Genomic DNA, 11,951 nt, shown 5'->3' with positions numbered 1-11,951 from the left:
TCGTAGGCTGACCAGCGTGAGCGCCAGCACCAGGGTTTTCGTCGCACGTCTGGCCGGCACCGCCGTCTTCGATCCCATCGGCGACCAGGTGGGCCGGGTCCGTGACGTCGTCGTGCTGGTGCGGGCGAAGGGCGCGCCGCGGGCGGTGGGCCTGGTGGTCGAGGTCCCGGGCCGACGGCGGGTCTTCCTCCCGCTGACGCGCGTGACGAGCATCGACGCGGGCCAGGTGATCAGCACGGGCCTGGTGAACATGCGGCGGTTCGAGCAGCGGGCCATGGAGTCGCTGGTGCTCGGCGAGCTGCTGGACCGCCGGGTCCAGCTCAAGGACGGCTCGGGCGAGGTGACGATCGAGGACGTCTCGATCGCGCAGCAGCGCACGGGCGACTGGCTGGTGGACCAGCTCTTCGTCCGACGGCGGTCGACGCGCGGGTCGACCCCGTTCCGGCGGGGCTCGACCCTGACCGTGCCGGTGGACGCCGTGCAGGACCTCACCAGCCGGTCGCCCGAGCAGGGCGCCGCCCGGCTGCTGGAGGCGTACCAGGACATGCGCGCGGCGGACCTCGCGGACGTGATCCGGGACCTGGGCACCGCGCGCCGGATGGAGATCGCCGCCGCGCTCGACGACGAGCGCCTCGCGGACGTGCTGGAGGAGCTGCCGGAGGACGCCCAGGTGTCGATCGTGTCGGGCCTGGACCGCGACCGCGCGGCCGACGTCCTGGAGGTCATGGAGCCGGACGACGCCGCCGACCTGCTCAACGAGCTGCCCGACGAGCAGGCCGCCCAGCTCCTGAACCTGATGGAGCCGGACGAGGCGGCCGACGTCCGCCGTCTGCTCGAGTACGCCGAGGACACGGCGGGCGGCCTGATGACCACGGAGCCCGTGATCCTGGGCGCGGACGACACGATCGCGACCGCCCTGGCCCAGATCCGGCGCTCCGAGCTGCCGCCCGCGCTGGCGTCGCTGGTGTTCGTGGTGCGGCCGCCGCTGGAGACGCCGACGGGGCGGTTCCTCGGCGTCGCGCACTTCCAGCGGCTGCTGCGCGAGCCGCCGCACGCGGCGGTCGCGTCGGTGCTGGACACGGAGACGGAGTGGCTGACCCATGACGCGTCGGTGGGCCGGGTGACACGGCTGCTCGCGGCCTACGACCTGCTCGCCCTCCCGGTGCTGGACGCCCAGCGCCGGCTGCTGGGCGTGGTCACTGTGGACGACGTGCTCGACCACATCCTCCCGGACGACTGGCGCGACAGCGACGACGAGCGCATGGAGGCGATCGCCGCGCAGTCGGCGCCGGCGGCGCGTCCCGCACGACGGGGGGCCGGCCGTGCCTGACCGTCTCGACACCCCGCTCGCGCAGCGGCGCGGCCTGGTCCCCCGGTTCCGGCTGGACGAGGACGCCGTCGGCAAGGCTACGGAGGCCATCGCCCGGTTCCTGGGCACGCCGCGGTTCCTCATCTACCTCACGGTGTTCTGCCTGCTCTGGCTCGCGTGGAACATCTGGGCCCCGGAGCACCTGCGGTTCGACAGCGCCGCCAACGGGTTCACGGCGCTCACCCTGATGCTGTCGCTCCAGGCCAGCTACGCCGCGCCGCTGATCCTGCTCGCGCAGAACCGGCAGGACGACCGCGACCGCGTCACCGCGGAGCAGGACCGGCAGCGCGGCGAGCGCAACCTCGCCGACACGGAGTACCTGGCCCGCGAGATGGCGGCGCTGCGCCTCGCCCTCTCCGAGGTCGCGACCCGCGACTTCGTGCGCTCGGAGATCCGCAACCTGCTGGAGGAGCTCGACGAGAAGGACCGGGCTCAGGGCTCCACGTCGTCGTGGAGCACCACCCGCGACAGCTCATAGGCGCCGCCCGGCAGCTTCCAGTAGTGCAGCCTGCGGGCCGACGGCGTGTTGACCTGCAGCGACACCCGCCAGCACACGGCGCCGTCGTCCCGGTGCCGGAACGGGTCGTCGCCGCCGGGGCCTGTACGGAGGCGGTGCACCTGCAGCCCGTTCATGTCGAGCGCGAGCCCGGTCAGCACCATGACGAGCGTCCAGACCACGCGCTCGCGGCTCACGCCCTCGACCTCGGTCAGGGAGGCGAGGAACCGCGGGCCGAGCGTGTAGTCGGCGAGGGGGCGCCCGGACTTCTCCGCCGCGGGGATCGCGCGGGCCCACTCGGTCAGCACCTCGAACCGGAGCTGCTCCTCGTCGTCGGCGAAGTACCGCTCCTCGGGCACCTCGACCCCGGCGTCGCCCAGCCGGCGGCGCAGGCGCGCGGCCTCCTGCCGGGCCTTGCGCAGGGCCGTGGCCTGCTGCTCCGCCCGGCGTTCGCTGCGGTCGAGCCGTTCGGTGAGCTCGCCGACGCGCCCCAGCAGGCGGTCGACCTCCAGCTCGACCTGGCGCCGCCGGACCTTGTCGTCCAGCAGCTCCTTCTCCAGCGCGCCCACCCGGGACCGGGCGGCGTCGAGGGACAGGCTGAGGTCGCGGGTGGCCTTGCCGGCCGGCTCCGGCGACGCCTCGGCCGCCGTCGGCGAGGGCAGGGCGTCGTGCCCGCCCGCGTGCCAGGCGGCCACGTCGCCGGGGGTCGGCTTCCGCTGGCCGTCGGCCGGCGTCGGCACCGGGCCGACGTCGGCGGGGCGCAGGCCGAACAGGTCGGCAGGGGTGGGCGGGCCGGACGGCGGCGCGGGGCGGGTCCCGCCGAGGTCGACGGGCTCATGGGGCTCGGCCAGCGAACCCACCACCAGCGGGCCGTCGAGGCGGGCCAGCTCGGGCTCCGGCTCCGGTGGTTCGAGCCACGGCGGCCCGCCGTCGAGCAGCGCGATCGCGGGGACGGGCCGGTCCTCGGACTCGTCGACGTCGTCCAGCCGCAGCGCCAGACCGTCCAGCGGGGCCGGCACCCGGCGCGCCAGGATCACCTCGCCCACCGTGAAGAGGTCGCTCAGCAGGTCCAGGTCGTTGCCGGTGATGTCGGCGCGACGCACCCGCACGCGGACGCCGGGGGCCAGGGCGACACACACGACGTCGTCCTCGACGCTCTCCACGCGGCCCAGCACCACCTGCCCCACGCGGTAGGCGCGGTGCACCGCCCGGCGCAGCGCGTCGGCGTCGGGCAGCATGCCGCGCACGTCGAGGAGGCGGCGGACCGGGTCGAGCACGCCCGTGACGCGCATCCCGGGCGCGAGCACGCGGGCGAGCGGCACGTCGGCCAGCACGAGCTCCTCCGCGACGGTGACCTGGCCGCCGTCGTCGGTGGCGACCAGGGCTCGCGTGCCCAGCACGCCCAGCACCCGGCCCTCGATCGTCGCTGCCTCCGGGGCGGACCGCGCCGCGCCGACGATCCCGGCGCGCACCGCGAACCGCATGACGTCGCCGACCAGGCGTTCGCGCACGTGCGCGTCCTCGTCCGTCGAGTACGCGAAGTGCAGCGGCGAGCGGCGGGGCTGGTGGACCCAGTCCAGCTCGGTGCCGTAGACACGGGACGCGCCGCCGTAGACCTGCGTGTCGGGCGGCATGCCCGACGAGAACTCCCACGACACGTCGCCCGTGGGGATGACGACGACCTCGGCGAGCCCGGCGACGTCGTCGAGCACCCGCTGCGGGTCCACGAAGGGCACGGAATGGCCGGCCGGGGTCGAGATGACCACCACGGGCCACCGGCGACCCGGGCGCTGCAGCTCGGCGGCGAGCTCGCGTGCCTGGTCCTCGGAGGCGACACGCCGAACTCGCGTCGGCACGCGTGGCTCGGTCATCGGGCCTCCTCACCCCTGGTGGTGAGGCAGCGTACCGCCACCAACTGACGGGCACTGCAAGTACCGTGCCCAGGGCCGCTGATCCGGGAGCGTCCGGGCCCCGCCTAAGATCGATTCATGACCGCAGTCGACTCCCCCGCGCTCGAGGCTCGTGTCCGCGACGCACTGACCGGCGTGCTCGACCCCGAGATCCGGCGCCCCATCACCGACCTGGGCATGGTCCGGTCGGTCGACGTCTCCGCGGGCGGGCACGTCGCCGTCGGCGTCGACCTCACGGTTGCGGGCTGTCCGATGAAGTCCACGCTGGTCAGGGACGTGACGGCGGCCGCGACGGCGGTCGAGGGCGTGTCCGGCGTCGACGTCGAGCTGGGCGTGATGACGGCCGAGCAGCGGTCCTCGCTGCGCTCGATGCTGCGCGGCGGCGTGGGCGACCCCGTCATCCCGTTCTCGCAGCCGGGCTCGATGACCAAGGTGTTCGCGGTCGCGTCGGGCAAGGGCGGCGTGGGCAAGTCGTCCGTCACGGCGAACCTCGCGGTGGCCCTGGCCGCCGACGGGCTGTCGGTCGGCGTGATCGACGCCGACATCTACGGCTTCTCGATCCCCCGGATGCTCGGCGTGGACCGACAGCCGACCCGGGTGGACAACATGCTGCTGCCGCCCATCGCCCACGGCGTCAAGGTGGTCTCGATCGGCATGTTCGTGCCGCAGGGGCAGCCCGTGGTCTGGCGCGGCCCCATGCTGCACCGCGCGCTGGAGCAGTTCCTCGCGGACGTGTTCTGGGGCGACCTCGACGTGCTGCTGCTCGACCTGCCGCCCGGCACCGGCGACATCGCCATCTCCGTGGCGCAGCTGCTGCCGTCGTCCGAGATCCTCGTGGTCACCACGCCGCAGGCCGCGGCCGCGGAGGTGGCCGAGCGGGCCGGGTCCGTCGCGACGCAGACGTCGCAGGGCGTGGTGGGCGTGGTCGAGAACATGTCGTGGCTGGAGCAGCCCGACGGCACCCGCCTGCCGATCTTCGGCGAGGGCGGCGGCGAGCAGGTCTCGGCGCGGCTCACCCAGGTGATCGGCAAGGACGTGCCGCTGCTCGGCCAGGTGCCGCTCGACGTCGCCGTCCGCGAGGGCGGGGACGCCGGCACGCCGGTCGTGCTCGCCGACCCCGACTCGCCCGGCGCGAAGGTGCTGCGCGAGGTCGCCTCCGCGCTGGCCACCCGCAAGCGGGGGCTCGCCGGGATGCAGCTGGGGATCCACCCGGCCTGACTCAGCGGCGCCCGTAGGCAAGCCTCCGCACCAGCATCTCGGCGGGGCCGGCCCGGCCCGCGCGTGCCATCGCGGCGGCCGCCACGACGGAGGCGGCCCAGACACCGACGGCGACGACGGCCGCCCCCGCGAACGTCAGGGTGTCCACCAGGCCGAGCGTGAACGGGTAGAAGAGCAGGAGCCACACCAGCGACTGCGCCAGGTAGAACGTCAGTGACCGCTGCCCGAGCGCGGCCAGCGCCGTCGCGACCCTCCCGGCCCGTCGGGCGGCCCTGCCGGTCCCGCCGGCCGGCTCCCGGCGGGTCACCAGGACCCCGACGAGCGCCGCGAGCCCGACCCCGCCCGCGCAACCGCCCAGCGTGTGGAGGACGGCGAGCGCCCAGCCCGTGGCCGACGACGCCGGTACCCAGAACCCGGCCACGACGAGCGCCTCGGGGAGCCGGGTGACCAGCGCGACGAGCAGCAGGACGACCGCGGTCCGGCGGAGCAGGCCGGCGTGGGCCCGGGGCTCGTCCAGGTAGCGGCGACGCGCCGCCCAGATGCCGAAGAGCATCCCGGGCACCACCACGACCACGCTGAGGACGGTCTCGGGCAGCCAGCCCGGCAACCCGGACACGACGTGGGCGGCGTAGTCGGCCGACATGTACGGCGCCATCCCGGACGGCTCGCCGGACAGCTCGGCGGCCACGGCGCGCTGGTAGGTCCAGCCGATCAGCGCGATGCCGAGCGGGAGCGTGGCCGCCGCCGTCCACAGGAGCACGCGGTCGCCGGCGGTGACCATGGCCGCGAGGAACAGAAGAGCGAACCCGTAGGTCGCGACGATGTCGACCGGCACGAGGAGCGCGTAGTGCGCGAGCCCGACGCCGACCAGCACGAACCCTCGACGGCGCAGGAGCCGGCGGGTCTCGACCGGCCCGGTGCCGCGGGCCTCCTGCCGGTACAGGAGCTGGCCCATCGCGTAGCCGAACAGCACGATGAACATCGAGCGTGCCTGGTTCTCCGCGAGCAGCGACCGCAGGAGCTCCGCGACCGTGTTCGCCGTGGTGGGTGCACGGTCGCTCACGAATCCCGGGGCGTGCGCCAGCGCGATGAGGAGCAGCATGAGGCCGCGTGCGACGTCGGGGGCGAGCGCCCGGGACAGACCCACCTCTCGCGGGTCGGCGGGCTTCGGGAGTGCGGTCACGTCGTTCCTCTCGTCTGCGTTGCGTTCAGAGCAGAATTGACTCCCGTTCGGCCGGTATCCACCGGATACGGTGGATCGTTGCAACAGCCGAACCACCAACGCACGACGGGAGCGACGTGTCGGGAGCACGCCTGAACCGGACGGAGCGTGAGCAGGTCGCGGCCGGGCTCGCCGCTCGGCTCGACCACGCCGAGATTGCCCGGCGGCTCGGCCGGCCGACGTCGACCGTGACCCGTGAGGTCTCGCGCAACGGCGGGCCCGCCGGGTACGACGCCGACGCTGCCGAGGCGGCGGCGCGCGAGCGGGCGCGGCGTCCTCGGGCCGTCACCCGCGCCGCCGGCGACGAACCGGCGCCCGACCCGCGGGGTGCCGCCCGGGCCGCCTTCCTGGACGAGTTCGCGGAGAACGTGGTGGCCACGGGGGTCCCCCGCACGACCGCACGGGTGCTGGTGCTCATCCACTCGTCCGACGACGGGCTCACCGCCGCCGACCTCATCGCCGAGCTGGGGATGTCCAGGGCCGCCGTGTCGAACGCGGTGGTGTATCTCGACGGCCTCCGCCTGATCCGGCGGGAGCGGGAACCGGAGACCCGCCGCGAGCGCTACGTCGTGGGCGACGACGTGTGGGCCGCCTCCTGGTACGAGAGCGTGGAGGCCAACGCCCGCTGGGTGCGGACCACCACGCGGGGCGTCGAGGTGCTCGGTCCGGACACTCCCGCCGGGATCCGGCTCGCCCGGGCGGCCCGGTTCTTCTCCGCGGTCCACGAGGCGATGTCGGCGGGCCCGTGGCCGCTCGCGACCGGCGAGGCCGCGGCGGTTCTCCGGGCCCTGACGCGCGCGGGGGTGCCGGTCACGGCCGAGCAGCTCCGGAGCGTGCTGTCGCCGGAGCAGCGGGCGGTGCTGCGTCGTCGGGCGTGACTATCCGGTTCGTGCTGGGCCGGTGGCCGACGTCCCCTTTGAGGCCCGGGTTTCTTCGCTTTGGGTCGCCCCAAAGCGAAGAAACCCGGGCCTCAAAGGGAATGCGCCTCAGGCAGCCGCTCCTGCCGCAGCCAGGGTTCATCCCGGCTTCGCCCACCGAAGATTCGCCAGCAGCAGATCCGCGTGCCCCGTCGCTCCCGATGCGGTTCGGTGGGCACCATGCGAATCCTGGTGCTCGGTGGAACCGTCTTCCTGTCCCGTGCGGTGGCGGCGGCCGCGGTGGCCCGCGGCCACGACGTCGTGTGCGCGGCGCGCGGCGTGAGCGGCACGGTGCCCGACGGCGCCGCGCTGGTGCGCTGGGACCGCGCCGACTCGGTGCCCGCGGAGCTGACGGAGCGGCCGTTCGACGCCGTCGTCGACGTCTCCCGCATCCCGTCGCACGTGCGCGCCGCCGTCGCGGCCTTCCCGGACGCCCACTGGACGTTCGTCTCGACCGTCAACGTCTACGCGGACACGACCACCATCGGCGGCACCCCCGCGACCCTGCCCCTGCTCGACCCGATCGAGACCGACGAGGACCCGGCCTCCGGCCCCGAGGTCTACGGCGCCATGAAGGTCGCCTGCGAGACCATCGTCCGTACCGGCGCGGCGGCGGCCCTCGTGATCCGCCCCGGCCTGATCGTCGGGCCGGGCGACCCGAGCGGCCGGTTCACCTACTGGCCGGCCCGGTTCGCGCAGGCCGCCGAGGACGGCCTGCCGGTGCTGGTGCCCGAGCCCGTGGACGACCCGGTCCAGCTCGTGGACGTCCGCGACCTCGCGGAGTGGATCGTGACGGCGGCGGAGCAGGGCACGAAGGGCGACTTCGACGCCGTCTGCCCGCCCGTGCCCCGGTCGGAGCTGCTGGCCGCGGTGGCCGACGGCGTCGGCACGGACCCGGCGCTCGTCGCGGTCGCCCCGGACGTCCTCACCGCGCACGAGGTGGCGCAGTGGTCCGGGCCCCGGTCCATCCCGTTCTGGGTCGCGGACCTGGCCGAGAGCGGGTTCATGACGCACGACGTCGCGTCGTCGCTGGAGGCGGGCCTGCGGATCCGGCCCTTCGCCGAGACCGCCCGCGACACCCTCACGTGGCTCCGCGCCACGCCGGACGCCCCGGTCACGGGCCTCACGCGGGACGAGGAACAGGAGGTGCTGGCGGCCGTCCGGGGGTGAGCACGCCGCGGGCGAACGCAGGGCGCCACGGACGACGTCGGGAAGCGTATTCCTACACGCCCGCCGAGGACCTACCGTTGTGCTGCACGTGGAACACCCCTGAAAGGACCCGCATGCCCGAGACCTCCAGCTTCGCCCCCGGACCACGGTTCGACGGCTGGCTGACCGGCGTCGACCAGATCGGCTACGGCGGCGACTACAACCCCGAGCAGTGGCCCGAGGAGGTCTGGGCCGAGGACGTGCGGCTCATGAACGAGGCCGGGGTGAACCTGGTCAGCCTCGGCATCTTCAGCTGGGCGCTGCTCGAGCCACGCCCGGGCGAGTTCGACTTCGGCTGGCTGGACCGCATCATCGGGCTGCTGCACGACGGCGGCGTCCGCATCCTGCTGGCCACGCCGACGGCGGCCCCGCCCGCCTGGCTGTACGCGGCCCACCCGGACGCGCGGGTCGTCGACCGGGACGGCACGCCGATGGGCCCGGGCGGCCGCGGGCTCATGGCGCCCACCGCCCCCGCCTACCGGGAGGCCGCGCTGCGCATCACCACGGCCCTGGCGGAGCGGTACGGCACCCACCCGGCGCTGGCGGGGTGGCACGTGCACAACGAGTACGGCGCGCCCGTGGCCCTGGACTACTCGGTCCACGCCCAGCGGGCGTTCCGCACATGGCTGCGCGAACGGTACGGCTCGCTCGACGCGCTGAACGCCGCCTGGGGCACCGCCTTCTGGGGCCAGCACTACGCCGACTGGGAGCACGTCCAGGTCCCGGCGGCCGCCCCGGAGGCGGTGAACCCGGCGCAGCAGCTCGACTTCGCGCGGTTCTCCGACGCCGCCCTGCGGGCGTGCTTCATCGCGGAGCGCGACGCCGTCCGCGAGCACTCGGCCGTGCCGGTGACCACCAACTTCATGGCGGCGAGCTGCCCCTGGACCGACCTGTTCGCGTGGGGCAAGGAGGTCGACCTCGTCTCGAACGACCACTACCTCCGGGCGGCCGACCCGCGCGGCTTCGTGGGGCTCTCGCTGGCCGCCGACCTCACGCGGTCGGTCGCGGGCGGCAAGCCGTGGCTCCTGCTGGAGCACTCGACGTCGGCCGTGAACTGGCAGCCACGCAACGTGGCGAAGCGGCCCGGTGAGCTGGCCCGCAACTCGTTCGCGCACCTCGGCCGCGGGGCGGACGCGATCATGTTCTTCCAGTGGCGCGCCTCCCGCTCCGGCGCGGAGAAGTTCCACTCCGCGATGCTGCCGCACGCCGGCACGGGCTCGCGGGTGTGGCGCGAGGTGGCCGAGCTCGGGGCGAACCTCGGCAGGCTGACCGAGCTGCGCGGCTCGACGGTGCGGGCCGACGTCGCCCTGGTCTGGGACTACGAGTCGTTCTGGGCGCAGGACCTGGAGTTCCGGCCCAGCGAGGGCGCGCGCCACCGCGAGCGCGTCGACGCCTACTACGACCGGCTCTGGCGGGACGGCCACACGGTCGACCTGGTGCGGCCGGGACAGGACCTGTCGGGCTACAAGCTGGTCGTCGCCCCGGCGTCGTACCTGCTGCGGGCGGAGGACGCCGCCAACCTCACCGCGTACGTCGAGGCCGGCGGCTCGCTGCTGGTCAGCTACTTCAGCGGCATCGTCGACGAGCACGACGCCGTGCACCCCGGCGGCTTCATGGCCCCGCTGCGCGACGCGCTCGGCGTGTGGGTGGAGGAGTTCCTGCCGCTGCGCGCGGACGACTCCCTCACGGTCGCCTACCGGGCCGGCGCTGCGGGAGCCGAAGCCGCGAGCAACACGACGACCGACCTCACGGGCACGGTCTGGGCCGACGACCTGGTCCTGGACGGCGCCGAGCCCGTCGGCACCTACGTCGACGGCCCCAAGCCGGGCGGGGCGGCGATCACCCGGCACCGGCACGGCGCGGGTACCGGCTGGTACGTGTCCACGGCCCTCGACGCCGACACGCTGGCCACGGTCATGGCCGACGTCTACGCGGGCGCGGGGCTGGCGCAGTCCGGCACCGTGGACGGGCTGGAGGTGGTGCGCCGGTACGGCGACGCCGCCACCTGGACCGTGGCGGTCAACCACACCGACGGCGACGTGAAGCTGCCCCTGGAGTCGCCCGCCACCGACCTGCTCACCGGGCAGGAGGTCGCGGGCGACACGGACGTGCCCGCGGGGGCCGTCCGCGTGCTGCGCCAGGGTGCCTGACGCCCGTCCCGATGACGAGCGCGCCGGTCTCGCTGCCTGACCGGCGGTCGGCCCGGCGCGCAGAGAGGGCAATAATCAGTTCCGTGACCACCATCAACTGGCTCGAGGCCTGGACCGCCGAGGACGGCGCGCACCGGGTCGACGAGCTCTTCACCCGTTCGTTCGACGGCTCGCCCGAGGGCGTCTGGTCCGCCCCCGGGCGGGTCAACCTCATCGGCGAGCACACCGACTACAACGCCGGTCTCTGCCTGCCGACGGCGCTGCCGCACCGCACCTACATCGCGCTGCGGCCGCGCGAGGACGACCTGGTCCGGCTGGTGTCGGCGCAGGCCGAGGGCGTCTGGGAGGCCAGTCTGTCCGACGTCGCACCCGGTGCGGTGCAGGGCTGGGGCGCCTACGTCGCCGGTGTCGCGTGGGCCCTGGCCGAGGCCGGGCACAAGATCGGCGGCTTCGACGCCGCCGTCGACTCGTGCGTGCCGTTCGGCGCGGGCCTGAGCTCCTCGGCGGCCCTGGAGGCCGCCGTGGCGGTCGCCCTCGACGCCGTGGCGGGCCTCGGCCTCACGGCGTCGGACGCCGGGCGGGCCGAGCTGGTCGACGCCACCCGTCGCGCCGAGAACGAGATCGCCGGCGCCCCCACGGGCGGGCTCGACCAGTCGGCGTCGCTGCGCTGCCGCGAGGGCTACGCCCTGCTGCTCGACTTCCGTCCGGGCCTCAAGCCGCTGGAGTCGGGCGTGCCCGTGCCGTTCGACCTCGACACCGCCGGGCTCACGCTCCTGGTCGTCGACACCAAGGCCGAGCACTCGCACGTCTCCGGCGAGTACGGCGCCCGCCGGGCCTCGTGCGAGCAGGCCGCGGAGCTGCTGGGCCTGGGCTCGCTGCGCGAGATCGCGCCGACGCTCGGCGGCATGGGCATCGACCGCGCGCTGGCCGAGCTCGAGCCCCACGACCCCGACGGCGTGCTGCGCCGCCGCGTGCGCCACGTCGTGTCCGAGATCGACCGCACCGCGCGATTCGCCGACCTGGTGCGGGAGGGCCGCGCGGCCGACGTCGGCCCGTTCATGGTCGCCTCGCACGTCTCCCTGCGGGACGACTACGAGGTCTCCTGCCGCGAGCTCGACCTCGTCGTCGACTCCGCCCTGGCGGCCGGCGCGCTCGGCGCGCGCATGACGGGCGGCGGGTTCGGCGGCAGCGCCATCGCGCTGGTCCGCCTGTCCGACGTCGACACGGTCGCCCAGGCGGTCGCGGACGCGTTCGCCGACGCCGGACTGACGGCCCCCGTGTTCCTGCTGGCGCCGCCGTCGGCCCCCGCCGCCTGAGCGCCGCCGCACCACTACCAGGGCCCCGCACCGTCAGGTGCGGGGCCCTGGTGCGCAAAGGCTTGGCTTCACCCCGTACTTTCATCCCCTTTCGGCCGGTACCTGGACTAATGTCCACCGGACTGCCACCCGTCCCCGCCGCGA

9 protein-coding genes are annotated in these 11,951 nt (G+C 74.7%); 7 read left to right on the top strand and 2 right to left on the bottom strand.

Annotation, left to right across the window (positions count from 1 at the left end; translation table 11 throughout):
• The first annotated feature begins 16 nt into the window (after positions 1-16).
• The gene (locus ACH45N_RS05630) at positions 17-1,330 is read left to right on the top strand and encodes a magnesium transporter MgtE N-terminal domain-containing protein (protein WP_397391952.1); all 1,314 of its coding nucleotides are present in this window, start codon (positions 17-19) and stop codon (positions 1,328-1,330) included.
• Complete coding sequence (locus tag ACH45N_RS05625) at positions 1,323-1,847, top strand: DUF1003 domain-containing protein (protein WP_397391950.1); 525 nt, start codon at positions 1,323-1,325, stop codon at positions 1,845-1,847. The genes ACH45N_RS05630 and ACH45N_RS05625 overlap by 8 nt, the downstream gene beginning before the upstream one ends.
• On the opposite strand, the gene ACH45N_RS05620 is transcribed toward ACH45N_RS05625, so the two are convergent.
• On the bottom strand, positions 1,802-3,736 hold the full coding sequence (locus ACH45N_RS05620; RefSeq protein ID WP_397391948.1) for a hypothetical protein: 1,935 nt from the start codon (positions 3,734-3,736) through the stop codon (positions 1,802-1,804). The two genes, ACH45N_RS05625 and ACH45N_RS05620, sit on opposite strands and share 46 nt — an antisense overlap.
• A gap of 117 nt (positions 3,737-3,853) precedes the next feature.
• Here ACH45N_RS05620 and ACH45N_RS05615 point away from each other — a divergent pair, with 117 nt between their 5' ends.
• Positions 3,854-4,993 (top strand): Mrp/NBP35 family ATP-binding protein, encoded by a 1,140-nt coding sequence (locus ACH45N_RS05615; RefSeq protein ID WP_397391946.1) that lies wholly within the window; start codon positions 3,854-3,856, stop codon positions 4,991-4,993.
• Between the two features lies 1 nt (position 4,994).
• On the opposite strand, the gene ACH45N_RS05610 is transcribed toward ACH45N_RS05615, so the two are convergent.
• Complete coding sequence (locus ACH45N_RS05610) at positions 4,995-6,176, bottom strand: DUF418 domain-containing protein (RefSeq protein WP_397391944.1); 1,182 nt, start codon at positions 6,174-6,176, stop codon at positions 4,995-4,997.
• Positions 6,177-6,292: 116 nt separating this feature from the next.
• Between ACH45N_RS05610 and ACH45N_RS05605 the strand changes: the two genes are divergently transcribed.
• The 4 genes from ACH45N_RS05605 (at position 6,293) to galK (ending at position 11,807) form a co-directional block, all read left to right on the top strand.
• The gene (locus tag ACH45N_RS05605) at positions 6,293-7,093 is read left to right on the top strand and encodes a MarR family transcriptional regulator (protein WP_397391942.1); all 801 of its coding nucleotides are present in this window, start codon (positions 6,293-6,295) and stop codon (positions 7,091-7,093) included.
• A gap of 219 nt (positions 7,094-7,312) precedes the next feature.
• The gene (locus ACH45N_RS05600) at positions 7,313-8,302 is read left to right on the top strand and encodes an NAD-dependent epimerase/dehydratase family protein (protein ID WP_397391940.1); all 990 of its coding nucleotides are present in this window, start codon (positions 7,313-7,315) and stop codon (positions 8,300-8,302) included.
• Positions 8,303-8,415: 113 nt separating this feature from the next.
• The gene (locus ACH45N_RS05595) at positions 8,416-10,491 is read left to right on the top strand and encodes a beta-galactosidase (RefSeq protein WP_397391938.1); all 2,076 of its coding nucleotides are present in this window, start codon (positions 8,416-8,418) and stop codon (positions 10,489-10,491) included.
• 83 nt (positions 10,492-10,574) lie between these two features.
• Complete coding sequence (gene galK, locus ACH45N_RS05590) at positions 10,575-11,807, top strand: galactokinase (RefSeq protein WP_397391936.1); 1,233 nt, start codon at positions 10,575-10,577, stop codon at positions 11,805-11,807.
• Positions 11,808-11,951 lie beyond the last annotated feature (144 nt).

Origin of the sequence: Promicromonospora sp. NPDC019610, assembly GCF_044389365.1 — a bacterium.
In the GTDB taxonomy this organism is placed as follows: domain Bacteria; phylum Actinomycetota; class Actinomycetes; order Actinomycetales; family Cellulomonadaceae; genus Promicromonospora.
This window is presented reverse-complemented; position numbering and strand designations above follow the sequence as displayed.

Excerpts from the sequence above, each read along its gene's own strand:
- ACH45N_RS05620 (WP_397391948.1), bottom strand. The coding sequence starts at position 3,736 with ATGACCGAGCCACGCGTGCCGACGCGAGTTCGGCGTGTCGCCTCCGAG.
- ACH45N_RS05615 (WP_397391946.1), top strand. The coding sequence starts at position 3,854 with ATGACCGCAGTCGACTCCCCCGCGCTCGAGGCTCGTGTCCGCGACGCA.
- ACH45N_RS05600 (WP_397391940.1), top strand. The coding sequence starts at position 7,313 with ATGCGAATCCTGGTGCTCGGTGGAACCGTCTTCCTGTCCCGTGCGGTG.
- ACH45N_RS05595 (WP_397391938.1), top strand. The coding sequence starts at position 8,416 with ATGCCCGAGACCTCCAGCTTCGCCCCCGGACCACGGTTCGACGGCTGG.